This is a genomic window from Dyadobacter sp. AC419, assembly GCF_979253085.1.
Window position 1 is genome coordinate 159,758 of sequence record NZ_CEEDCD010000024.1, and the last position, 23,096, is coordinate 182,853.

At 43.6% G+C, this 23,096-nt stretch carries 29 protein-coding genes and 2 pseudogenes; 6 read left to right on the forward strand and 25 right to left on the reverse strand.

Annotation, left to right across the window (positions count from 1 at the left end; all coding sequences use genetic code 11):
• Positions 1–843: an acetyl-CoA carboxylase, carboxyltransferase subunit beta gene (gene accD, locus AC0IYG_RS22940; RefSeq protein ID WP_471713400.1), complete on the reverse strand. Its 843-nt coding sequence runs from the start codon at positions 841–843 to the stop codon at positions 1–3.
• Between the two features lie 238 nt (positions 844–1,081).
• Between accD and AC0IYG_RS22945 the strand changes: the two genes are divergently transcribed.
• Positions 1,082–1,624, forward strand: coding sequence for an NADPH-dependent FMN reductase (locus AC0IYG_RS22945; protein ID WP_471713401.1), 543 nt, complete (start codon positions 1,082–1,084; stop codon positions 1,622–1,624).
• Positions 1,625–1,657: 33 nt separating this feature from the next.
• Here AC0IYG_RS22945 and ftsZ read toward each other — a convergent pair whose 3' ends face one another.
• The 18 genes and pseudogenes from ftsZ to AC0IYG_RS23035 all read right to left on the reverse strand — a co-directional run bounded on the left by ftsZ (position 1,658) and on the right by AC0IYG_RS23035 (position 16,245).
• Positions 1,658–3,076 carry a cell division protein FtsZ gene (gene ftsZ, locus AC0IYG_RS22950; RefSeq protein WP_471713402.1) on the reverse strand — a complete coding sequence of 473 codons (1,419 nt, stop codon included), beginning with the start codon at positions 3,074–3,076 and terminating at the stop codon, positions 1,658–1,660.
• Between the two features lie 37 nt (positions 3,077–3,113).
• Positions 3,114–4,469: a cell division protein FtsA gene (gene ftsA, locus AC0IYG_RS22955; protein WP_471713403.1), complete on the reverse strand. Its 1,356-nt coding sequence runs from the start codon at positions 4,467–4,469 to the stop codon at positions 3,114–3,116.
• 196 nt (positions 4,470–4,665) lie between these two features.
• Positions 4,666–5,097: a cell division protein FtsQ/DivIB gene (locus AC0IYG_RS22960; protein WP_471713405.1), complete on the reverse strand. Its 432-nt coding sequence runs from the start codon at positions 5,095–5,097 to the stop codon at positions 4,666–4,668.
• Between the two features lie 191 nt (positions 5,098–5,288).
• Positions 5,289–6,680: a UDP-N-acetylmuramate--L-alanine ligase gene (gene murC, locus AC0IYG_RS22965; RefSeq protein ID WP_471713406.1), complete on the reverse strand. Its 1,392-nt coding sequence runs from the start codon at positions 6,678–6,680 to the stop codon at positions 5,289–5,291.
• A gap of 33 nt (positions 6,681–6,713) precedes the next feature.
• Complete coding sequence (murG, locus tag AC0IYG_RS22970; protein WP_471713407.1) at positions 6,714–7,811, reverse strand: undecaprenyldiphospho-muramoylpentapeptide beta-N-acetylglucosaminyltransferase; 1,098 nt, start codon at positions 7,809–7,811, stop codon at positions 6,714–6,716.
• Position 7,812: 1 nt separating this feature from the next.
• Positions 7,813–8,967: an FtsW/RodA/SpoVE family cell cycle protein gene (locus AC0IYG_RS22975; protein WP_471713408.1), complete on the reverse strand. Its 1,155-nt coding sequence runs from the start codon at positions 8,965–8,967 to the stop codon at positions 7,813–7,815.
• Positions 8,968–8,991: 24 nt separating this feature from the next.
• Positions 8,992–10,341 carry a UDP-N-acetylmuramoyl-L-alanine--D-glutamate ligase gene (gene murD, locus AC0IYG_RS22980; RefSeq protein ID WP_471713409.1) on the reverse strand — a complete coding sequence of 450 codons (1,350 nt, stop codon included), beginning with the start codon at positions 10,339–10,341 and terminating at the stop codon, positions 8,992–8,994.
• A gap of 146 nt (positions 10,342–10,487) precedes the next feature.
• Positions 10,488–10,820, reverse strand: a complete 333-nt coding sequence (gene mscL / locus AC0IYG_RS22985; protein ID WP_471713410.1) for a large-conductance mechanosensitive channel protein MscL — start codon at positions 10,818–10,820, stop codon at positions 10,488–10,490.
• Positions 10,821–10,845: 25 nt separating this feature from the next.
• On the reverse strand, positions 10,846–11,232 hold the full coding sequence (locus tag AC0IYG_RS22990; protein ID WP_471713411.1) for a DUF481 domain-containing protein: 387 nt from the start codon (positions 11,230–11,232) through the stop codon (positions 10,846–10,848).
• Between the two features lie 162 nt (positions 11,233–11,394).
• A pseudogene (locus AC0IYG_RS22995) lies at positions 11,395–11,583 on the reverse strand (DUF3078 domain-containing protein); the annotation flags it as partial.
• Positions 11,564–11,770, reverse strand: a complete 207-nt coding sequence (locus AC0IYG_RS23000; protein WP_471713412.1) for a hypothetical protein — start codon at positions 11,768–11,770, stop codon at positions 11,564–11,566. The pseudogene AC0IYG_RS22995 and the gene AC0IYG_RS23000, both read right to left, overlap by 20 nt.
• Before the next feature lie 98 nt (positions 11,771–11,868).
• Positions 11,869–12,018 (reverse strand): hypothetical protein, encoded by a 150-nt coding sequence (locus AC0IYG_RS23005; RefSeq protein WP_471713413.1) that lies wholly within the window; start codon positions 12,016–12,018, stop codon positions 11,869–11,871.
• A gap of 113 nt (positions 12,019–12,131) precedes the next feature.
• The gene (locus AC0IYG_RS23010; RefSeq protein ID WP_471713415.1) at positions 12,132–12,467 is read right to left on the reverse strand and encodes an RNA polymerase sigma factor; all 336 of its coding nucleotides are present in this window, start codon (positions 12,465–12,467) and stop codon (positions 12,132–12,134) included.
• A 136-nt stretch (positions 12,468–12,603) separates the two neighbouring features.
• Positions 12,604–13,440, reverse strand: coding sequence for a translation elongation factor Ts (tsf, locus tag AC0IYG_RS23015; protein WP_471713416.1), 837 nt, complete (start codon positions 13,438–13,440; stop codon positions 12,604–12,606).
• Between the two features lie 184 nt (positions 13,441–13,624).
• Positions 13,625–14,453, reverse strand: a pseudogene (rpsB, locus tag AC0IYG_RS23020) (30S ribosomal protein S2).
• Positions 14,454–14,541: 88 nt separating this feature from the next.
• A complete protein-coding gene (rpsI, locus tag AC0IYG_RS23025) occupies positions 14,542–14,928 on the reverse strand; it encodes a 30S ribosomal protein S9 (protein WP_026631735.1) in 387 nt (128 codons plus the stop codon).
• Positions 14,929–14,931: 3 nt separating this feature from the next.
• The gene (rplM, locus tag AC0IYG_RS23030; protein WP_233854153.1) at positions 14,932–15,375 is read right to left on the reverse strand and encodes a 50S ribosomal protein L13; all 444 of its coding nucleotides are present in this window, start codon (positions 15,373–15,375) and stop codon (positions 14,932–14,934) included.
• A 165-nt stretch (positions 15,376–15,540) separates the two neighbouring features.
• A complete protein-coding gene (locus tag AC0IYG_RS23035; RefSeq protein ID WP_471713417.1) occupies positions 15,541–16,245 on the reverse strand; it encodes a hypothetical protein in 705 nt (234 codons plus the stop codon).
• Between the two features lie 134 nt (positions 16,246–16,379).
• Between AC0IYG_RS23035 and AC0IYG_RS23040 the strand changes: the two genes are divergently transcribed.
• From AC0IYG_RS23040 to AC0IYG_RS23055, 4 genes are all read left to right on the forward strand, one after another.
• Positions 16,380–17,108 carry a 3-keto-disaccharide hydrolase gene (locus tag AC0IYG_RS23040; RefSeq protein ID WP_471713419.1) on the forward strand — a complete coding sequence of 243 codons (729 nt, stop codon included), beginning with the start codon at positions 16,380–16,382 and terminating at the stop codon, positions 17,106–17,108.
• Between the two features lie 52 nt (positions 17,109–17,160).
• A complete protein-coding gene (locus AC0IYG_RS23045; protein ID WP_471713420.1) occupies positions 17,161–17,964 on the forward strand; it encodes a Rossmann-like and DUF2520 domain-containing protein in 804 nt (267 codons plus the stop codon).
• Positions 17,965–18,028: 64 nt separating this feature from the next.
• The gene (locus AC0IYG_RS23050) at positions 18,029–18,550 is read left to right on the forward strand and encodes a KdsC family phosphatase (RefSeq protein WP_471713421.1); all 522 of its coding nucleotides are present in this window, start codon (positions 18,029–18,031) and stop codon (positions 18,548–18,550) included.
• Between the two features lie 29 nt (positions 18,551–18,579).
• Positions 18,580–19,695 carry an acyltransferase family protein gene (locus AC0IYG_RS23055; RefSeq protein ID WP_471713422.1) on the forward strand — a complete coding sequence of 372 codons (1,116 nt, stop codon included), beginning with the start codon at positions 18,580–18,582 and terminating at the stop codon, positions 19,693–19,695.
• A gap of 2 nt (positions 19,696–19,697) precedes the next feature.
• On the opposite strand, the gene AC0IYG_RS23060 is transcribed toward AC0IYG_RS23055, so the two are convergent.
• Together AC0IYG_RS23060 and AC0IYG_RS23065 are read right to left on the reverse strand one after the other, a co-directional pair.
• Entirely contained in the window at positions 19,698–19,976 is a 279-nt protein-coding gene (locus AC0IYG_RS23060; protein ID WP_471713423.1) for a hypothetical protein, read from the reverse strand.
• Positions 19,934–20,497 carry a polysaccharide deacetylase family protein gene (locus AC0IYG_RS23065; protein WP_471713424.1) on the reverse strand — a complete coding sequence of 188 codons (564 nt, stop codon included), beginning with the start codon at positions 20,495–20,497 and terminating at the stop codon, positions 19,934–19,936. The genes AC0IYG_RS23060 and AC0IYG_RS23065 overlap by 43 nt, the downstream gene beginning before the upstream one ends.
• 69 nt (positions 20,498–20,566) lie before the next feature.
• Here AC0IYG_RS23065 and AC0IYG_RS23070 point away from each other — a divergent pair, with 69 nt between their 5' ends.
• Positions 20,567–21,790, forward strand: coding sequence for a metallophosphoesterase family protein (locus AC0IYG_RS23070; RefSeq protein ID WP_471713425.1), 1,224 nt, complete (start codon positions 20,567–20,569; stop codon positions 21,788–21,790).
• 4 nt (positions 21,791–21,794) lie between these two features.
• On the opposite strand, the gene AC0IYG_RS23075 is transcribed toward AC0IYG_RS23070, so the two are convergent.
• The 4 genes from AC0IYG_RS23075 to AC0IYG_RS23090 form a co-directional block, all read right to left on the reverse strand.
• Positions 21,795–21,944, reverse strand: coding sequence for a hypothetical protein (locus tag AC0IYG_RS23075; RefSeq protein ID WP_471713426.1), 150 nt, complete (start codon positions 21,942–21,944; stop codon positions 21,795–21,797).
• 34 nt (positions 21,945–21,978) lie between these two features.
• On the reverse strand, positions 21,979–22,242 hold the full coding sequence (locus AC0IYG_RS23080; RefSeq protein ID WP_471713427.1) for a nucleotidyl transferase AbiEii/AbiGii toxin family protein: 264 nt from the start codon (positions 22,240–22,242) through the stop codon (positions 21,979–21,981).
• On the reverse strand, positions 22,232–22,492 hold the full coding sequence (locus AC0IYG_RS23085; protein WP_471713428.1) for a DUF6922 domain-containing protein: 261 nt from the start codon (positions 22,490–22,492) through the stop codon (positions 22,232–22,234). Before AC0IYG_RS23085 ends, AC0IYG_RS23080 begins: the two co-directional genes overlap by 11 nt.
• A gap of 127 nt (positions 22,493–22,619) precedes the next feature.
• Positions 22,620–23,006, reverse strand: a complete 387-nt coding sequence (locus AC0IYG_RS23090; protein WP_233854227.1) for a TraR/DksA family transcriptional regulator — start codon at positions 23,004–23,006, stop codon at positions 22,620–22,622.
• Positions 23,007–23,096: the final 90 nt, after the last annotated feature.

A 23,096-nucleotide genomic window follows, 5' to 3' on the forward strand; every position in this document is an offset into this window, starting at 1 on the left:
TCATCGGAGCATGTTGAGGAGACTTGTCAGTTTGTCTTTCAAATCTTTTCTGTCAACGATGAAATCAAGAAATCCGTGCTCAAGAACAAATTCTGCGCTTTGGAAGCCTTTCGGAAGATCTTTACCAATGGTTTCACGAATAACCCTCGGTCCCGCAAATCCAATCAATGCCTCAGGTTCGGAAATGTTGAAATCGCCGAGCATTGCATAAGAAGCCGTAACCCCACCCGTTGTTGGGTCTGTCAGCAATGATATATAAGGCACTTTTGCTTCGGAAAGCTGCGCCAGGCGCGCGGAAGTTTTTGCCATTTGCATTAATGAAAATCCTGCTTCCATCATACGCGCTCCACCCGATTTCGAAATCATCAGAAAAGGATGCTTATGCTCCAAAGCATAACTGATAGCACGCGCGATCTTTTCTCCAACAACAGATCCCATGGATCCGCCGATGAAATTGAAATCCATACAGGCAATGACAACGTCCAGACCGTTCATCTTTCCATGTCCGGTGCGAACGGCGTCTTTCAGCCCGGTTTTCTGCATTGTGGATTTAATCCGGTCGGGATAAGCTTTTGTATCAACAAAATGAAGCGGATCGCCGGAAGTCAGATTTTCATCCAGCTCTATAAATTCGTTATCGTCAAACAGCAGGTTGAAATATACATCAGAACCCACTTTTTCGTGATAATTGCAATGGGGGCAAGTGAAAGCATTCTGCTTATGTTCTCTGGTAGGCGTAATTTTCTTGCAATTAGGACACTGATACCACAACCCATCAGGAGCTTCACGCTTCATTTCGGTGGGTGTATTAATACCTTTCTCTTTCCGAATAAACCAGGACATATTATTACGTGAGTTAATACATAAAAACCTGAAAATCAGATTCTTAATTGCTTTTCATGATGAATATTGGCCTCAAAGATAGCAATAAATGTTGTGTATCGTAAAACGATATTTGGTGCCAACATGAATTGAGGCCGCGCTTTGGACTGCTTCTTGAACAATTTTGTCCTTAATTTGTTACTTAGTAAGCCATTATTAAGCGGACAAACCAGTCTGCTGCTCTCATTTTTGCTTTTCAATGACAACAACTTCTTCCCCCATAGTAATTATCGTTGGCACGAACCGGCCCAATTCGATGTCGCGCAAGATTGCTGAATATTATCAGGAGATATTAAATCACCTGAATGCGCCTAATGTGATCCTGGATCTCATTAATCTGCCTAACGACTTTACAGTTTCTGCGATGTATGAAAACAGCGGAAAAAACGAGCAGTTCAATAACCTCAAATCGTTGCTTGAACAGACAGACAAATTTGTCTTTATCGTTCCGGAATACAATGGTTCCTATCCTGGCGTGCTTAAAGCTTTCATTGACGGACTTCCTTATCCCAACAGCTTTACAAATAAGAAGGCTGCATTGGTTGGCCTGTCGTCTAATATGCAGGGCGCTGCGCTTGCATTAAGCCACCTTAATGACGTCTTCAGTTATCTAGGCATGAATACACTTGCATTGCGCGTCAAACTGGGGCAAATCCGGTCTAATTACAGTGACCGCGTGATGTCAAATGTTTTGTATAAAGAGTTACTGGAATTACAAGCTGGGCAAATGATCCACTTTTAATAAAAAAGGGGGCTTTCGCTCCCTTCTAATGACTTATTTCAACCAATGCTGCTCCATTTCGCTCGCCGGAATGGCCGGGCGTTTCCAGAGTTCCACATGGCTGCGGCGGAAGGCTGGTCCTTCAAGATCTGTGTATTTGACAAGCCCGTCTTTGAACGAGGCGATCATCAGTTCCAGTTTTCCAATTTCTTCGTTATTCCAATCGCTGTTTCCTTCAATGTTTGTAATGGGCAAAGGATTATATCCGTCAGAAACAATCTCATTGTCAAGAATCAAATCTATCGGGCCGGTTGGCGTACTTTCTTCTAATTCGCTTGTGTAAATAATTTCCTGATTGACCGGCTCAATAATCTCCTGCTTCGCTGGTGCAGCGGGCGCTGGAACGATTAGTCTGCCTTTCAACTCAATGCCCGGGATTGGTGATTCAATGCTGTCAAAGCCTGCTGCTACGATTGTAACACGCAATTTGTCGCCTAATGAATCATCTGTAATCGTTCCCAGTTTGAACATTCTTGCTTCTCCGCCAACCTGCGAAAGAACGTAACGCCAGATTTCGCGCTGCTCTTTCATCGTAGCCTCTTTTTTCTTGCTTGTCGCAAGTGTTACAAGGATACGTTTTGCACCACGAATGTCCCTGTCATTCAACAATGGAGAATCCAATGCTTCTTTTATCGCAAGCTGTGCACGGTCTGCGCCGGTCGCTTCTGATGTTCCCATCACAGACTGTCCAGCGTTTTTCAGCACTTTTTCAACGTCTTTAAAATCCGTGTTGATATTTCCGTTTGTCGTAATGATCTCAGAAATACTTTTCACAGCATTCAGAAGAATTCCATCCGCTTCCGCAAATGCCTGCGTCAGCGTCATGTCTTCGTAAAGCTCTTCCAGCTTATCATTCAACACCACCAGTACGGTGTCGCTGTATTCTTTCAGCTGCTCGATCCCTTCCAAAGCCTGCTCTTTCTTATCAAGGCCTTCCCAGGTGTAGGGCGCGGTTACAACGGCAACGGTCAGCTTGCCCATTTCCTTCGCGAGCTGCGCGATTACGGGAGCTGCGCCTGTTCCTGTTCCTCCACCCATACCAGCCGTGATAAACACCATTTGTGTTGATCCGCCGAGCAGGTTTTTAATTTCTTCTATTGTTTCGAGAGCGGCCTCTTTTCCCTTCGTAGCATCCGTTCCGGCTCCCAGTCCCTGCGTTAATGTCGCACCAAGCTGGATTTTCACCGGCACCGGACTATTGGCCAGGGCCTGACGGTCTGTGTTACAAACTGCGAATTCTACATCTTTGATTTTTCTTTCAAACATGTAGTTTACAGCATTACTTCCTCCGCCTCCTACTCCTATCACTTTTATGATCGCCGGCTCTTCCTGGCGTTCACCAGTAGGCTGATCTTTTATGATTTCATTAACAATGTAGTCCTGGTCTAAAGATTGCAACAAGCTTTTATTCATATTTTCCGAGGTTAACGCGTGTAACTGCTATGTTTTGTCAATAGTCGTCCAGACTATCATCTTTTTTACCAATAATGCTGTTGAAACTGTCCCAGAAAGTGCCATTTTTCTTCGCTGGCTCTTTCGTTATGGGTTTCGGTTTCTCTCTCTGTATAACTGTGCTCGTCGTATGAACAGAAGTTGGTTTGCAAATGGATCTAACCCTTGGATCAATGTTTCTCAGTCCAGCCCAGGCCAGACCAATCGCTGTGCTGTATGAAGAATTGCTTACTGCGTCCGCTTTGGCAGTTCTTTCCAGATTTTCAGGAAAACCTACGCGAACAGACAGGTTTGTAACTTTCTCAAAAAGCTTTTCTATTTCGTCAATATTTGCAGAACCTCCCGTAAGAACCAGTCCGCCAATCAGTTTGTCTAAATATCCTGATTTAATGATTTCTGCATAAACCATTGCAGCAATCTCTTTCAATCTTTCTTCAATGATTAAGGCAACATTCCTTTTCAAAACCTGCTTAGGCGCGCGTCCTGCAAGGAAATTGACAAATATCTCAATGTTAAGCGGAACGTCGTTGGCAATCGCAACGCCATATTCATGCTTCAATCTTTCCGCATTTTCAATCTGAATGCCGCATCCTGTTGCAAGATCATTGGTAATGTGGCGGCCACCGATCGGGAATGTGGCAATGTGACGGATAATGTTATCGTGATAAATGACAAGGTCGGTTGTATGATCACCAATGTCGACCAGCGCAATGCCGGCTTTCATTTCATTTTCATTCAAAACGGCAAGGCTCGTTGCGAGCGGCGCGAAGATCATTTTATCACATTTCAAATTCTGGTCCGCATCGGCCAGACTTTTGTTCGTGCGTAAAATGGATTGGCTGTTTGCAGAAACGATCAGAAAATTACCGCCCAATTTAATGCCAGTGCGGCCAACCGGCTCACGGACATTCATGGAATTATCAACCACAAATTCCATTGGCAAAACATGCAGCACATCGTAGTTAGGCTCAATTTTGGCGCGATACATATCATCAACCAACTGGTCCACGTCACGCTGCGTAACCTCCTCGCCTGACGAAGCCGACGGCCTGATGACGCCATCACTTTGCTTGCTAACTTTCACCTGCGTTCCGCCGAAGCTTACATTAACAACCGCAATGTCAAGATCTGAGCGGGATGAGGCTTCTGTCAGGGCCTCACGAATTGCACTTCCAACTTGTTTTATATTTTCAACTGCCCCGTTGACAACTGCACCCGAAGGCACCGGAACTTCGCTAAAACCCAATATCTCAATATTGCTTTTACGAGAACCTGACGCGGCTCCCTGTGCTGCAACCACGGTAATTTTCGTGCTCCCAATATCTACTCCTACTACAATTTTATCGTGTGCCATGCTGATGGTGAATTATTATTCACAAACTATTTGATCTTGATACTTAATACTAATTTTTTTATACCTGCTCCAGTCCTGGCTTAACACCTTATTATAGAACATTTTAAGCTTATTAAATTTGGCCTCATAATTTTCTGCGGTGCCAAATTCAATCCGCTGATCTCCGAGAACTGTCATAAGATAGATTTCACCATCTTTATCTGCATTCAGCTGTGCCACTTGCCGCTTTCCCAAAAGGATCTGCATTCAAAAACCTCAAAAACTCCATCATAGTGGCCCCTTTTACGGTTTTCAATGTTTCAGGTTCTTTAAAATAAGGCCCTGAAACGAGCAATGTCCTCGCACTGTAACTATCGGACAATGGAAAAAAAACGCCTTCATCACTGATATAGTATCCGGATGAATTGCGCATCTCACCATTTTCGGAAGTGTTGATCCATCTGGCCAAAGGCTTTTCCTGCTCAACTTCCACTACAACATTTCCTTTCAGGTCCCGATAAACCTGACATTTCCTGATAAGCTTGTTCCTGCGGACCCTGTCTTCAAGATCGTGCAAGGCAACATCACTTAACCTGCTTCCCAGCAACGGATCCGCGCCATTTTCGGTGACGAGCATCCGGACGTCCATTTGATTAAGGCAACCGCGTGCCTGAATCTCCTTGAATCGAAATTACGAGATTCGTACAGCGCTGATTACCAAGCTTACTTTCGGCCATGCCTATCCCTGCAATTGGCAAAATGAGCCACAAACTGCGTTTCAACAAAAGCCATGGATAGTCAAATTTACGTAACATCTTAGTAATATTAAAAATGCTTTGACTAATTATTCACAATTGAATTTTTGAGCAACTCCTTGATCGGTTCCACCAAAGTATCAATGTCTCCCGCCCCTATTGTGACCACAATATCCGTATTTAAATCAGCTAAAACGCTCAAAACTTTATCTTTAGCAATAACCTGCTTGTCCTGAGCAGTAACCTTTTCCATTAGCATTTGGGAAGTTACCCCTTCAATGGGCAACTCTCTGGCCGGATAAATTTCCAGCAGCAAAAGCCTGTCTGCCAGTGAAAGACTCTCTGAAAAACCGTCTGCAAAATCGCGTGTCCGTGAAAATAAATGGGGCTGAAAAACGGCCGTAATGTGCCGTCCTGGGTATAATCCCTTCACCGAGGAAAGAAATGCTTCGATCTCTGTCGGGTGGTGCGCATAGTCATCAATGTAAATGCAGCCATCTTCTTCAACCTGATATTCGAACCTGCGTTTCACACCGCCATAATTTTCAAGCGCTTCCTTAATTTTATCCTCGCTTACACCAATGTGCAAAGCCACTGCACTCGCCGCAATGGCATTTTCAATGTTATGATAGCCAGGAATTTTCATTGCAATCGCTTCGACTTTCCCATTGGGATGGATTAAATCAAACACAAAGCGGGCATTCGCGATCCGAATATTTTCTGAATGATAATCTCCTGTTTTCAAGGAATATGTGAAGACTTGCGCTTTCGTGGCAGCTGCTAATTCCAGTCCGTCGCGCATGAAAAGCACACCGTCGTCATCAATCTGGCTTACGTAATCCCTGAAAGATTCCAGCACAGCTTCGTGTGCGCCGTAAATATCCAAATGATCCGCGTCCGTAGAAGTAACGATCGCTATTTCCGGAAAAAGTGTTAAAAACGACCGGTCAAATTCATCTGCTTCGACCACACAAAAAACCTCTTCCAGATTATCTGTCGGCTCATTAAGCAGCAAGTTGGTGCCATAATTCTGCGTAATCCCGCCCAGAAAAGCCGTGCTGTTAACTTTTGCATGCCGCAAAATATGTGCAACCAATGACGACGTTGTCGTTTTTCCATGCGTCCCGGCAACGCCAATGGTCCTGAGATTTTTTGTTAACAAACCTAAAACTTGCGACCTTTTCAAAATCAGGAAATTATGGTCGCGGAAATAATGCATTTGCTTATGCTGCACAGGCACCGCCGGTGTGTAAATCACGAGCGTGTCCTCTGAATTTTTCAGAAAATCAGCTGGAATGCTTTCAATTTCGTCTTCAAGCGTAACCGGAATGCCTTCTTCCATTAGTTTTTGAACCAATGTTGTTGAGGTTTTATCATAACCCGCCACCGCAAATCCGTTTGCTGCAAACCACCTAGCCAATGCGCTCATTCCTATGCCGCCGATTCCAACAAAATATATGTATTTCCAATTTGTCATAGATGATGACATAAGATCTTATCCAGAGTTTATTTACTTGATTAATTTGAAAACTTCTGCTGCAATGTCGTCCGCAGCATTTGGCCTGGCGAGTTTTCGGATATTTGCTTTCAAACTTTCCTGTTTTTCAATGTCTTGCAAAAGCGCCAGCGCCTGTGCCACCAACTTTTCTCCCGTTTCAAAATCTTTGACCATTAATGCCGCATCTTGCTCCACCAACGTCAATGCATTCTTCGTTTGGTGATCCTCAGAAGCGGCCGGATACGGAACCAGAATGGAAGGCTTTGCAGCCAGACAAAGCTCCGAAACAGATAATGCGCCTGCCCGGGAAACGACCACATCTGCAACCGCATAAGCCAGATCCATTGTGTAAATGAATTCAAACGCCTTAACCTTCTCCGTTCCAAGGGTTGCAATGGTTTTTTTGGCTGTATCAATGTAGCTTTTTCCCGTTTGCCATAAAACCTGATAACCCGCTTCCAGCAATCGTTCAAGCCCTGCATTAATGCTCTCATTAATCGATCTTGCTCCCAAACTTCCGCCCATAACGAACAAAGTTTTCGCAGCGCCATCCAGACAAAACTCCACAAGCGCTTCCTTATTCCTTGCAGAAACGTCCACAATGTCGCTCCTGACCGGATTTCCTAACATTACAATTTTGTCTTTTGGAAAAAAAGCTTCCATGCCCGGATAGGCGACGCATATTTTTTTGGCTCTTTTAGCAAGCAGTTTATTCGTGATTCCAGCGTAAGAATTCTGCTCCTGGATCAATGTAGGAATTCCGGCCAATGAAGCCATCATTAGCAATGGTCCACTCGCAAATCCGCCTACGCCGACCGCAGCATCCGGCTTGAAATCATCGATAACTGCTTTTGCTTTTGCCAAACTGTTCACGAGCTTAAATGGCAAAAGCAGGTTATCAAGCGACAATTTTCGCTGAATGCCGGCAATGGGCAAGCCCACGATCTCGTAACCTGCACGCGGGACCTTTTCCATTTCCATTTTGCCCAAAGCACCTACAAAAAGAACTTCGAGGCTCGGATCTTTCTTTTGCAAGGCATTAGCAATTGCAATTGCGGGATAAATGTGCCCCCCGGTTCCTCCACCACTGATTACGACTCTTTTTGACATGCTAAATTCTTTTCTCTTCCACTGTTTCTCCGCGACTTACACTGAGGATCATCCCCATGGCAATTCCGGTAAAGAGCAAAGACGTTCCGCCCTGACTGAAAAATGGCAATGTTTGTCCCGTCACCGGCACCAGGCCGACGGTTACCGCCATGGCCGAAAATGCCTGGCTGACGACAATGAATGTTAACCCGGCCGAAAGCAGTCCGCCGAACGGCCTTTTAGTCGCCTCAATGGCTTTTAAGCCTCTGTATAAAAGAATGAGATAAAGGACGATCAGGATTGTGCCGCCTAATGTGCCGTATTCTTCAACGGTTACGGCAAAAATGAAATCTTTTTGTGGCTCAGGAAGAAACCGGCGCTGACGGCTTTTTGCAACGCCTTCACCGTAAAGTCCGCCCCTGGCCATGGCCATGTAGGATTGCTGAGATTGATAAACCACAATGTCTTTGTCAAAGAAAGCGGAAATCCTGTTTTGAGCTGTGCCTGATCTTTGGGTAGAATTAAGCAGAATGGCAATGGTCGCGAAAAATACAAGCCCCAGCGCCGTGAAAAATAGATAATGCAACGGGACTTTCCCTACAAACATCAACAGGAAGCATATGCCGGCCAGCATGACGGCCGTAGAAACATTACTTGTAAAAATCAATCCGCAAACGATCCCGACCAATGCCAGCGGCTCCGTAAAAAGTTCGCGCGTGTTCCAGCCGCCCTTAATGTGCCTTGCAAGGATCAGCGACAAATGTGCTATCAATGCAACTTTGGCCCATTCCGAAGGCTGAAAACGCTGCCCGATCACAGGAATCTCAATCCAACGCGCAGCGTCGTTCACCGAAGTCCCGAAAAACATGGTAAAAATCAACAGCAATATGGAGCTCCATACTGCGAGCCGCGTGACGTAAACAAACTTGATATAAGGAATGCGATGGACGAAATACATGACCATCAGCGACAAAAAGCAAAGTAGAACGTGTTTGTAAAGATAATATTCGGTGTTACCGTCCATTTGGCTGTACGCATCTTTCACACTCGCGCTATAAACCACCACAATGCTCCACATGAGCATTCCAATGCAAATGCCCCAAATCCAAGGATCGCCCTTGAGATTTTTGCTAAACCATGCCTGCGTGTCTTCTCTTGATTTTAACAAGAAATCCATATTAGTGACCGGAGTAATGATTGATTATTTTTGAATGGAAAGATTTCTGACTGCTGCTTTGAATTTTTCGCCCCGGTCTTCATAGTTTTTGAATAAATCAAAACTTGCGCAGGCCGGCGAAAGAAGCACTATATCACCTGGGATACTCCATTCTTGCGCTTTGTTAACCGCATCCTGAACGTCTTGGGTGGTATATATTTGAGGGACGATTTCAGAAAAGTAGTGCTCCAGCTTCTCTGTATCTTTACTTAAAACTATTAAACCTTTCACTTTATTACGCACCAGCGATTCTATCTGGCTATAATCATTGCCTTTGTCCACGCCACCTGCGATCAAAACCACAGGCTGATCAAAGCTTCCCAGGGCATAAAAAACCGAATCAACATTAGTCGCCTTGGAGTCATTAATGTAAGTAACATTGTCAATCACCGCCACTTGTTCGAGCCGATGCGGAGCGTTTGTGAATGACTTTAATCCGTTACTGATCTTTTCCGTGTCAATGCCAACGAGTTGCGCTACTGCTATGGATGCCAATGCATTAATCGCATTATGCGGGCCTTTTATCGGCAACTGATCAAACTGCTGTTCAAAAACATTTGCTGCAACATGAGAAACCAGTTTATTGTCATTCAAATAAGCACCATTGGCGGGTCTTTCTTGAAGGGAAATGCTTGTTTTTTGTGACAAAACATTCCTTTTTGAAAGCTCAGAAATGATCACTTCACTATCCTCAAAAAAGATAAAATGATCAGTCTCGGTCTGGTTTCTTATGATATTAAATTTGGAGTCAATGTAGTTCTGGAAATTGTAAGCATAACGATCCAGGTGATCCGGCGTAATGTTCAGTAAAACGGCAATGTTAGGGTGGAAATCAATGATGTTATCCAGCTGAAAACTGCTTATCTCCAGCACATAATAATCAAATTGCTTTTCCGCAACCTGCCAGGCAAAGCTGTCGCCAATGTTCCCGGCCAAGCCAACATTTAACCCCGCGTTTTTGAGCAGGTGATAAGTAAGAAGTGTCGTGGTTGTTTTGCCGTTGCTGCCTGTTATGGCGATTATTTTGGCATCGGTGTATCGCGAAGCGAATTCAATTTCTGAGATAACGGGAATGCCTTTATCTTTTAATGCAACGATCAGCGCGACTGTGTCGGGAATTCCGGGGCTTTTGATGACAAGCTCACCGTCTAAAATCCTTTCCTCCGAATGTGCTCCTTGTTCAAAAGGGATATTTTCACGGTTGAGAATGTCAATGTACTTTTGATTTAACTGGCCCCGATCTGATAGGAAAACATCAAAACCTTTGGATTTGGCTAGGATTGCAGCACCTGTTCCGCTTTCTCCTCCACCCAAAATAACGACCTTTTTTTGCACAAGACTTCTTTTAAACGTTGAACAAACAGCACTGAACACGAAGGTAAATCTTTTCCAGAAAAAGTTTTGCGTCTTGAATTAATAACTGCAATAAAAAACGAGACACATCAAATGTGCCTCGTTTGCCTGTTTTTATATACAAAAGCCTATTCTTTCGGTGCGAGCGACTCGGAAATTCTCAGCCTGTTGGCAAGCTTCACGATCATGAAAATAACCCATGCGATAATGATAAACTGAATCATAACCTGAATGAAATTGCCATATTTAATAGCGACTTCCGGCGTTTTTCCGACCGCTTCTTTCAGCACAATTTTGAGCTGCGTAAAGTCCACGCCACCAATCAGCAGACCCAGAACTGGGTTGATAATGTCTTCAACGAGCGATGTGGTGATTTTTCCAAATGACGCACCGATAACAACACCGACGGCCAGATCGAGGACATTTCCTTTTGCAATAAACGTTTTGAATTCCTGAAGCATAACAAGTTGAGGTTAGTTTGAGATATTAAAATGAATACAAAAATCCGATACTTAGGGCCTGGGCAAACTGCACTTTATCACTCTGGTCATTGTCATAAACCATTATAGCGCCGAGATTAACGTTGACATATTTATTGATCTTCGCCGTTAGCATTGCGTCCAGGCGGTTGTCGATGTTGCCGGGATTTTTAAAGCTTGAAAACATTAAATATCTGAATTTCAAGTTAATGTCTTTTGCAATGTCCTTATCGAAATTCGCAACGATCTGGATTAATGCCGCTTCTGTCCTGATCCTTTTTCCAATGGGCACGCCGTAATTTTTTTGGTCAGGCGTGTTGACATACAGATCCTTATCCACGACGATTGTCTGCCGCAATGCGCCGGGAGCTATGTCAATAAAGAAATAAGACACGGGACGATATTCTATACCGATCGCTTCGGTTATGTAAGCCGGCGAAAGAATGCCTGAAACCTTTCTTTTTACGTCCGCGGAGTCGGGAGCCGAGGAATAGTTGTAGCCTGCTCCGAACTGAGATAAGAAGTTGATGTTGGCAAAAACACTCCATTTGGCGCCAATGGAACGGTTATACTTGGTGTCGAAGAAAATCCGGTCTACGTTTTTCCGGCTTTGCTGGCCTTTGTTCCGAACAATCCCGTATTGAGATTGAAAGTCATTACGCCAGGCATTCTTGCCTTTGATCTTCTCATTGAGCGCATTGAAAACAAACCTAATGCAACGGAGTTTACGCCGCCACCCGTCCAGTTTGAGCTAAAGATCCCTGATTAAGATTGGCACCAAATTCAATTTTTTTCCAGGTTGTATCTCCCGGAGCTTTCAAAATGCCCGCATTGATGGAGTTGCTAAGATCAACTTTTTGAGCAAAAGTGTGAAATGTTGTTGTTACGAGAAGGCAGATAATAAAGAGGTTACGTCGAAGTTTTCCGCTCATTTCTGATGGTTTTAGTGAATGGAATGGTTGAGGTTCACTTTTTCAGGTAGAAGAGGGCTTGCCGGTGTAAGTAATCAATAGTTTGCCATATTTCATAGCTATTTGCGGAATTTAGCCAAATACGCAATTTCCTGATAAGCTTTTCTCAGCTTCTTCCGCGAACGCATTAGCCTCATTTTCACGGCACTTTCGGTCAATTGCACAGCAATTGCAATGTATCGAATGCTCCGGTCATCCATATACTTCATGTACAATAATGCCTTTTCTTCGGGATTAAGGCGCTCGCAGCGCGAGTCTTAATGTTCTGGCATTGACCTCTTCCATCCCGAACATTTCGTCGAGGTCCATGTGCTCAATGGTGTCAGCGCTTTCTTTGTGGATGGTAATGATCTTTTTCTTTTTTGGACCGGATCAGGTCCATGCAATGGTTGTAGGTTACAGAGAAAAGCCATGTGGAGAATTTGGCGTCTGTCTTAAATGTATCAAGCTTGTTGACCAGTTTAAGAAAAATATCGTGGGTAACGTCTTCGGCTATGCCTGCGTCACGCGTGATGGAAAAGCATTTCTGAAAAACTTTGAAGGAGTATCGGTCGTAAAGTATCTCGAAATATCGGTTTTCGCCAGTTTGTAAAAAGCGCTTAACTAATTCCTCGTCGGTACAATTATGCCATGCACAATCAGCAAATGCTTCAATCATCTTAATTCAAAAGTCACTTATAATGTGTGTCCAAAAAATTAACGGATAAGTCAATTTTTTGTAAATATTAAAAAACAACGCCTGGTATACAAATAGATACCAGGCGTTGTCGAGATTATTTTATGAAAAGGGCTTTTTAAGCGCCTATCGCAACTCTTTTGAAAGATTTAACCGTTAATCCCTTAGCGGTTTTCTCTAACAACTGACGAATTGTCAATGAAGAATCCTTTACGAATTCCTGATTAAGCAATGTGTTGTCTTTGTAGAATTTCTGCAATTTACCTTGTGCAATTTTCTTAAGCATTGCTTCTGGCTTGCCTTCTGCTCTTGCTTGTTCTTTACCCACTTCGATCTCACGCTCTACTGTTGCAGAATCCACTTCGTCTTTATCCAAAGCGATTGGCTTCATGGCTGCAATCTGCATAGCAACGTCTTTTCCAAGCTCATTGACATCTGTTCCGTTAACACCTTCGAACGCTACAAGAACGCCCAATTTGCCATTGGAGTGGATGTAAGGAACAACCTGGTCAGCAGTTACATTTTCGTAAGCAGTGATTTCAAGTTTCTCACCCAATTTACCAACAAGGTCAACAATGTGCTCGCTTACAGGACGGCCGTCAGCCAATGTTGCAGCTAGCAAAGTTTCTTTATCAGCAATGTTATCTGCTACTGCTTTGTCCAAAATGCTTTTTGCCAGATTTTTGAAATCTTCAACATTAGAAACAGGCTCAGTTTCGCAAGCAAGTGCGATCAGTTTGCCGTTTGTTCCGTCTGCACTGATTTCTACAACCACTGTGCCTTCTGAAACTGCATTGTCAGCGCGTTTTGCTGCAACTTTTTGTCCTTGTTTACGAAGAATATCAACGGCTTTGTCAAAATCACCATCAGCTTCCTGAAGTGCTTTTTTACAATCCATCATGCCCGCGCCAGTCATTTGGCGGAGTTTGTTTACATCTTGTGCGGTAATTGCCATGATTTATTTTAGTATTGATTATTACTGATTTGAATGGAAACGGCCGTTACGATCAAATGATGAAATCATTAAGAAATCCGGTTCCAGTTGAATTTTAAAAAACTGTAGCCCATAGCAATTAGGCTATGGGCTACTTTATCTGTTCAGACAGGAAAGGTCAGAAACCTATTCCATATCGCCCTGATTACTCTTCGCTTTCAGCAGCGCTTGGCTCTGCGGCAACTTCGGCACGTGGCGCAGCAGGAGCTGCTTCTTCGTTACCTTTGTCAACCTGACGCTTCGCTTCTTCTTCCTCTACAAGGCGCTGATCGTCTTTATCTTGTTTGCGTTCCATCAAACCTTCTTCGATTGCTTTTCCGATCGCCAATGTGATCAATGAGATTGCTTTGTAAGCATCGTCATTGCTTGGAATTGGGAAATCAACTAATTCAGGGTTTGAGTTGGTGTCGCAGATTGCAAAAATGGGGATGTTCAATCTTTTTGCTTCTGAAACTGCAATGTGCTCGCGTTTTACATCAACGATGAAAAGGGCAGCAGGAAGACGTGTTAAATCAGCTACACCACCTAACACTCTTTCCAATTTATCCTTTTCACGTGTAAGCATCAGGCGTTCTCTCTTCGCTATATTGCTAACCGTGGTTTCGTCTTTAAGCATCTTCTCAAAGAGTCTGCATTTTTTTCAAAGACTTGCGAATTGTGCCGAAGTTTGTAAGCATACCACCCAACCAGCGATCAGTTACGTAAGGCATTTTAAGGCGTTTCGCCTCTTCCGTTACGATTTCCTGCGCTTGTTTTTTAGTAGCAACAAACATGATCTTACGTCCTGAACGAACGATTTGTTTCAAAGCTGCTTCTGCTTGATCGATGCAGCTCAAAGTTTTGTTCAGGTCAATGATGTGGATCCCGTTCTTCTCCATGAAGATGTATGGAGCCATACGTGGATCCCACTTGCGGGTAAGGTGACCAAAGTGTACACCTGCATCCAATAGTTCTTTATATTCTATTTGTGCCATTACAGATTAATGTTTTGAAAAAATGTCTTAATAAAATTACGCAGCACAGCACATCGGGCACGATAAGTACTGTCTGGACATTTGAATATTAACGTTTCGAGAATTGGAATCTCTTACGAGCCTTAGCGCGACCGTATTTCTTACGTTCAACCATACGAGGGTCACGAGTAAGGAATCCTTCTTTTTTCAACGCGCCACGGAATTCTCCGTTGTATTCGCAAAGTGCACGTGAAACAGCCATACGGATTGCTTCCGCCTGTCCTGAAATTCCACCGCCTCTTACATTTACTTTAAGATCATAACCATTGCCTCCGCTGATCACAGCAAAAGGCTGCTGAAGAACGATTTGGTGCACTTCAAAAGGAAAATATTCCTTGTAATCGCGTCCGTTAACCTTAATATCTCCTTTTCCTGGCGTCATATAAATACGGGCCACGGCTGTTTTTCTTCTACCTATTGTGTTGATAACTTCCATGAATTACAACTGGATTTCTTTTGGTTGCTGCGCGCTGTGCGGATGTTCCGGCTTAGCGTAAACAAACAGATTAGTAAACAAACGACGTCCCAAACGATTCTTTGGAAGCATGCCTCTTACGGCTTTCTCGATTACACGCTCTGGGTGTTTTTCGAGCAACTCACGGGGAGTCTGAAAACGCTGACCTCCTGGATATCCGGTGTGACGAACATAAATTTTGTCCGACATCTTCTTTCCTGTCAACTTAATTTTATCGGCGTTGATAATGATAACATTATCACCACAGTCCACATGAGGAGTGTAGCTTGCTTTGTGTTTGCCTCTGATAATTTTAGCAACTTCACTAGCCAAACGGCCTAAAATTGCATCCTGAGCATCCACAACAACCCACTCCTTGTTCACTGTGTTTTTGTTCGCCGAGATGGTTTTGTAGCTTAACGTATCCACGATTAACAAAAATTTAATTGATTTTCAATAAATTACACTGTAACAAGACAGTCCCATCGCAAAATGGGAGTGCAAATATAGAGTTTAACAAATTGAATAACAAGTATGTTTGTGAAATTTCACGCCGCTGCGGGGAATCAGCGCGTATTTGCATTTTCTTAATGCTTATTGAAACAAAGGAAAACTAACCGCCGCATACGGCATGCCATAATTTTGCGAAAAGCGTCGCTGATTGTTGTCGAGGAAAACTTTGCTGTCGTCCTTGTTCCTGGTGCGATAAGCAATGTGGCCATATAAATAGCCAACCTTAACGCCAATCCATCTGCTGAGATAGAACCTTGCATAGGCTTCGGACTGTCCATTGTAATTTTCCAGAAACAATGGTGCCGCATTGAAGATTACGGGTGAAGTCGTCAGCCATTTATTGTAATTAGTCGCTCCCGTGCCCGGCGTATTCGTCGCTTTTTCATAGTAACCGCTTCGTTTTGACCCGAAAGACGCTCCTATCAAATCCGTATTAACGCCCAGATCAATTTTCCAGAAATGGAGATTTGCACCGATTACAAAACTCAAACCATTGGCGGAAACTTTGCCATATTCAAGATAATCCTGCGGGGAATCGGTTTTGGTGTAAAGATTTGTGCGATCTGCGTAATAGCCCCATGCCCTGATGCCCAGCCCGAAACGGAACCACGGCACACGGTTCAAGCTCACTTGTTCATAATATAATACAGAGGGCGCCCATGACTTGTCATTGCTAAAACCACTTCCTACATCAATGACGGCGCTTGCCTGAGATTGGGTTTGACAATGACCTTTTAATGTTGCTAACAGGATTACCGCAACTACAAACGGGTAAAGAAGTTTCATTCGAAGCATTTTAATGTTTTTAGTGTGAGAAATTGATTTAAAAGTCAACTTCGGCAAAGATAGTTACGGCTTCCGAAGAATTGCGATATTGCAACGCTCCCAAACCTGTTTCATTGAGATTTAACATTTGCCCTATGAAAAACGAATTGACCAAAAGATCCTTTTCAGCATTTCTGGGCCTTTTCCTGGCTGTCTCTATGTTTTGTAAAAGCATTGCGCAGGAATCAGAAACATTAGCATTCCGGCCACTTTTTAATGGTAAAAATCTGAATGGCTGGGTCGATGTGAACACTTCGAAGGAAACCTGGAAGGTGAAAAACGGGACGCTCATTTGTTCAGGAAAACCAATTGGCGTCATGCGGTCGGACCGGCAATATGAAAACTTCATTTTGGAAGTGGAATGGAAGCATATGGAAGCGGGTGGGAATTCGGGCATCTTTATATGGAGTGAAGGCACGCCGCAGGAAAACGATCCGCTAACCAAAGCCATTGAAGTGCAAATGCTCGAACTCGATTACGCGAGACAGCATAATGCAACGGAAGATTACGTGCATGGCGAGCTTTTCCCGACCATGGGCATGACGGCCATTCCAGATAATCCACGCGGAATCCGAAGCAAATCCATTGAAAAACGCGCCAAAGGAAAGGGCGAATGGAATAAATATGTCGTCGTGTGCGTGGATGGAACGGTTAAGCTCTCCGTTAATGGCAAGTTTGTGAACGGATTGCGCAACTCTGAAAGAAAAAGAGGCTACATCTGTCTCGAAGCCGAAGGCGCTGAAATCCATTTCCGTAACCTGCGCATTATGGAATTGCCAGATGGCGTAACCAGTGCAGCGCAAACTGCACCGCTCGTTAACTGATTTGCGAAATTAACTTTATGCCATATATTAGGGCAGTTATAACGTTTTCTGCATGAAAATCTCCTTTGTTGGTTCCGGAAATGTGGCCTGGCATCTTGCCCAGGCCTTTGAAGATGCCGGTCATTGGATTTGCGAAGTTTACAGCCGCGACACACAAAAAGCCCGTCAACTGGCTTCCTCCCTTTACGACACAAACATTCAGCCCGACCTTAATTTCTCAGACAGCGAAGCAGATGTGATCGTTATCGCTGTTTCTGACGATGCATTGGAAAGTGTGATCGAACGAATTGTGCTCCCCGAAGGCGTTATCCTTGTCCACACGTCAGGAACCAGATCTTTGGCTGAATTTCAAAATCTGGTTGAGATTTACAGCGACGTTTATGTGCACACCGGCGTATTTTATCCACTTCAGACTTTTACCAAAGGCATTGAAATGGATTATAAAGAGCTGCCTTTCTGCATTGAATCTAAAACAGAACTCATTGAAAATAAGCTCATTCAACTTGCACAAAGTGTTAGTGACAATGTAAGCCGCATGGATTCCGATGAACGCTTCATTCTGCATGTGGCGGCGGTTTTCGCGAGTAACTTTACCAATTATATGCTAACCGTTTCGCAAAATATGCTGGAGCGCGAACAGCTGAACTTCGATTTGCTGAAACCGCTCATTCAAACCACTATTTACAAAGCGCTTGTCTCAAATGATCCTGCACTTGGCCAAACGGGCCCCGCGCGCCGCGGCGACTGGAAAACGACCAACCGGCATTTGGAATATCTGCAGGAAACCAATGAGGACTGGACAGAAATTTACAGGCTGATGACCGACAAGATCCGCAACTTCTATATTTCAAAATAATAGAAACCGGCGCTGTCTCCTGAAAAGTTAGGCTATATTTGCGCACTTCATTATTTTGAATTTCATGGATCCAGCATTAATTGACCGCTTTAAACGCATAACCACATTCATTTTTGACATTGACGGCGTCATGACAGACGGCAGCGTGATCGCTCTGGAATCAGGCGAGCAACCGCGAAGTTTTAATGTGAAAGACGGTTATGGCATCAATCGTGCTATAAAAATGGGTTACCGAGTTGCGATCATTTCAGCACAAAATCAAATGGGCGTTCGCAAAAGGCTTGAATATCTGGGCGTAAGCGACATTTTCATCGGAACTTCACCCGACGGAAAGCTGCCGATCTTTAAAAAATATCTTGCAGAAACCAATCTGACCGAAGATGAAATCGTTTTTATGGGCGACGACTTGCCTGATTACGAAGTCATGAAAACCAATGTGCTGAGCGCTTGCCCGGCAGATTCGGTGGATGAAATTCTTGCATTATCAGATTACATTTCTCCAAAAAACGGCGGCCACGGCGCTGTCCGCGACCTGATCGAGCAGGTTATGAAAGTTCAGGGCAAATGGATGGCTTGGTTTCAATAATCGGTCAAAAGAAATCGAGCTTAGCATAAGTGGAAAAAAAGCGTTACTTCCCAAACCTCAACGGAATCCGGTGCATTGCTGCCCTACTGGTTGTTTTTCATCATTTGGAACAAGCAAAGCATGCTTTGGGAATTGCCAATCTTTACGAACTTCCGATCATTCAGCATGCAGGCCGGCTCGGCGTCGGGCTTTTCTTCGTATTAAGCGGTTTTCTGATCACTTATTTATTGCTTGAAGAGCGCGGTCGTTTTGGGGATGTGGACGCGAAAAAGTTTTATCTGCGAAGGGTTTTTAGAATATGGCCCATTTACTTTCTCATCATTGGACTTTCGTTTTTCGTTTTCCCACACATTGAGCTGTTAAATTATCCCGGAACGGACGAAAAGTTGTCTGTGCATGCAGCTGAGCGGCTTACATTGCTGTTATTGGTTTTACCAAACTTCGCATTTGTGCTTTATGATCTGCCTTATTGGTGTGCACAAACCTGGTCTATTGGCGTTGAAGAGCAGTTTTATTATTTGTGGCCGTGGCTGATCAAATATCCGAAAAAGCGCATTCCTATTATTTTGCTTTTCCTGGGCATCACCGCTGCCATTTTGTTCATCGGTCTGCATTATGTCAATGTTGACGAGGGTACCAAAAGCACCATGATTTCCACGTTTTTAGGCCAATTCAGAATTCAGACGATGGCGCTGGGCGGGTTATGCGCGTGGCTCGTTTACAATGAAAAAACGCAGATCCTGCAAGTCATTTTCCGGAAAGATCTCCAAATTGTCGTTTACACATTGCTTGCGGCATTGTTCCTGTCAGGCATTCACGTTTATGGCTTTCTGGAAATCTACGCACTTTTCTTTGCCTTTTTTATCCTGAATGTGTCGTGCAACCCCAACACGGTCATCAGCTTAAATAATGCGGTTATGAATCACCTGGGAAAAATTTCTTACGGACTCTACATTTACCACGTGTTCGTCATTGTGCTTATTATCAATGTATTGAACAAATATTTACCCGACTGGAATGGAACATCTTATCACATTGGCTTATATGTGATCACATTCGTAGGTTCGGTTGCCGTGGCTTCGCTTTCCTTTTCCTACTTCGAAAAACCGTTGCTGGCTTACAAAGACAAGCGTTTCGGGAGATAATGTTAGTTTGTGTCCGGCAATTCAGACATGGTGTAGAATTTCAGGTTTTGCCGCTTCGCCTCTTTTAATATTTGCTCCAAAAAACGCACATCAAATCCATATTCACCGTTTTTCGGCTTTCCATACAATGGTTCATGGCCAAAAAGCATGATTGCCGTATTGGAGCTTTTCGCTTTTGCTAATGCATTCGTCATGGATTCCGGCGCTAATTGCGCATCTTCATCAATAAGCAATGCATCTACAATGCGCTCATTATCAAAATCATAATAAATCCAGGGCATAAGCCGGGGGCAAGCTCATACAATTGAAAGCCTTTGTACTTGCGTTTTGAAATGGCAACGTCACGCAGGATTTTGAAGCCGCTTGCCAATAAAACCGAATCGACCTGCTCATTGTGATTCCCGCCCGGATGCGCGTAGGATGTGGGTTTAAATCCCGCTTTGGCCATGTGCAACAGTCCAGGCGTCAATTCAATTTCCTTATATTTTTCAGGACCCGCAGCGATCAGTTCGGTTGATTTGCCATGAATGGTTCCGTGAAAACCAATTTCGTGGCCATCGCTTTGCAGCTGTTTCAGTTTAGCAATTTCATCGGCTGTAAGACTATCCGGACAAGTGATGAAGAATGTGACTTTTGCGCCGTATTGCTGAAACATGGGCCTTAATGCAAACCATTCGTCTATAAAATGATCATCAAAAGAAATGGCAACGCCCGCTTTTTCACTTGTTTCTGAATCCGGCAGACATTGCATCATTGACACGCCAATAAGCAGGAAAATGCATTTTGGAATGAAATTACGCACTAATGTCTCAGCTGAATGTTTCAATACTTACCGGATGAAATGTTATTTTCGCTAAATTAATCACACAAAATGAAAATCCTCCACACCGCTGACTGGCACATTGGCAAAAAGCTCGACAATTACTCAAGGCTCGAAGAACAACGACTTGTCTTGCAGGAAATCTGTGAAATTGCAGAACACGAAAACGTCGATGCCGTTGTTGTAGCGGGTGATCTGTTTGATAATTTTAATCCATCTTCCGAAGCTACTGAGCTTTTATACAGCACGTTACATCGACTTTCGGCGAACGGAAGCCGGGCGGTCATAGCCATTGCCGGAAATCACGATTCTCCGGAGCGCATTCAGGTTCCGGATGCATTGGCGAAAGTTTGCGGAATTGTTTTCGTTGGTTTTCCCAATACAGAAATCTCGCAATTCTGCACGCAAGCCAAAGTTGACATGCTGCGGACGGCAAAAGGATTTATAGAAATCGAGCTTCCGAATTCAACTTTCCCGCTCCGGATTTTACACACGCCTTATGCCAATGAACAGCGGCTTAAGACATTCCTCGGCGTCGAGGATTCAGAAGAAGCGCTTCGCATTCATTTGCAAAAACATTGGCAAGAGCTCGCTGACGCATATTTGGACGACAAAGGGTTTAACCTGTTGATGGCGCATTTATTTGTGATGAAAAAAGGTGAGCCCGTTACGGAAGAGCCAGAAGAAGAACGACCGATCCTGCATATAGGCGGCGCACAGGCCATTTACACTGAGAATTTCCCCAGCAAAGTCCATTACATTGCGCTCGGACATTTGCATCGTTATCACGTTGTTGACAAAAGTCCGGCACCCTCAATTTATTCAAGCAGTCCGCTGGCGTACAGCTTTTCCGAGTCTAATCAGAGCAAATATGTGGTTTTGATTGAGGCAGAAGCTGGAAAGTTGGTTTCTTATCGCCCGATTGAATTGATGAAAGGCAAAAAGCTGCGCAGAAAGAGCTTTGATAACATTGATAATGCAATTGCATGGCTCGGCGAGCACAGCGAAGATTTGATAGAGCTGACGATCATTTCAGACAATTATCTTGAAGCCGCAGATAAAAAACGGCTGAACGAAGCGCATTCAGGCATTATCCAGATCATTCCCCAAATCAAAAAGAGTGAGCTTGCAACCACAACCTCTGAAATCGACCTTTCGCTAAGCATGGAAAAGCTTTTCCAGGAATATTTCAAAACCAAAAACAAAGGCCAGGAACCCTCAGACGGCCTAATGCAAGTTTTTCGGGAGGTTTTAGGGACGGAAGAGGAAGGTTAGGTTGTCAAAAACGACCTTTTCCATTGGTAATTGCCTGTTCAATTCTTTGCTTGATCTTTGATAATGGCAGTTTTACTCTCAATTTAGGCGGATCCATGTCGGGATCAATGTCTTCAAAATAAGACAATGATTTCAATGCGATTACTGCATTCATATGAGGATATTTTATCTCGAAAAACCGGATCATTTCATTCAAACTGAAATGTTCGAGCAGGAAATAGATGTCCACAAAGTCCTTTAATCGCTTGCCGGAGTTGATAATCAATCACTTCATCAGTGTCGAAAGGCTCATTGGTGAAGAGATCAATATCAATTGAGTTCCGATGTCCGATCTGCAAGGCAAGTGAAGTTCCTCCAACTAAATAAAACTTACTAAGTTCAGGAATAGCCTGGATTTGCTGAATCAGACGGAATGTTTCAGGATCAATTATAAATGGATCTTTATATAACATTTACAAAATCCGAGTTGATAAATAATCTGGAAAAGCGCTTGTCTTTTTCCTCCATTTGCGAAGACCATTCAATGGTTTCCAAAATTTGGCTTTTTGAATAGAATTGGATCATTTCCCGCCAGTTGTCCAGAGTCCCACGTTCCAGGATTCGCTCAATGACGATCTTATAGGACCTTTTAAAGTCAAAATTTTCATAGTCAAACTCCCAAAGCAATCTTGAAGGAATATTAGGCTTGTCAGGTTTCTGCATAATCTAATGTTAAGGCCTATGTAAATTTACTGGAATCCAGTTAACAGGCAACGGCACGATTTCAAGTAACAAAAAAGCGACAAGCAATCCTCAGACCACTTGTCGCTTTTTTAAAATATTTAACTGCTTAGCTTGCTCTTCTTAGCTTGGCTTCGATGGTTTGTTGTGTATGTGGAACGATCCTTAATCTTTCTTTTGGGATAAGTTTTCCTGTGTCGATGCAGATGCCGTATGTGCCGTTTTTGATGCGAACCAATGCATTTTCCAATTGAATTGAATATTTCTGCAATCTGGCTGCCAGCTGGCTTAGGTTTTCACGCTCGCTTGCGTCAGCGCCGTCTTCTACAAGTTTGGCAGAGCCGGCTGTAATGTCCGTTCCGCTGTCATTTTTTTTACTTAAACCCCCTTTGATATAATTAAGCTCACTCATTGTCGCTTCCAATTTTCCACGAATGAGTTCTTCAAATTCCCTAAGTTCTTCCTCTGAATATCTTGTGCGTTCTTCTTGCATAATCTTAATTGATTTGTAAATCTATATTAAGGAGCGTTTCAAAGTACAAAAGTACTAGTATTCTGCCTATTTTGGAATATTTTAATACAACAA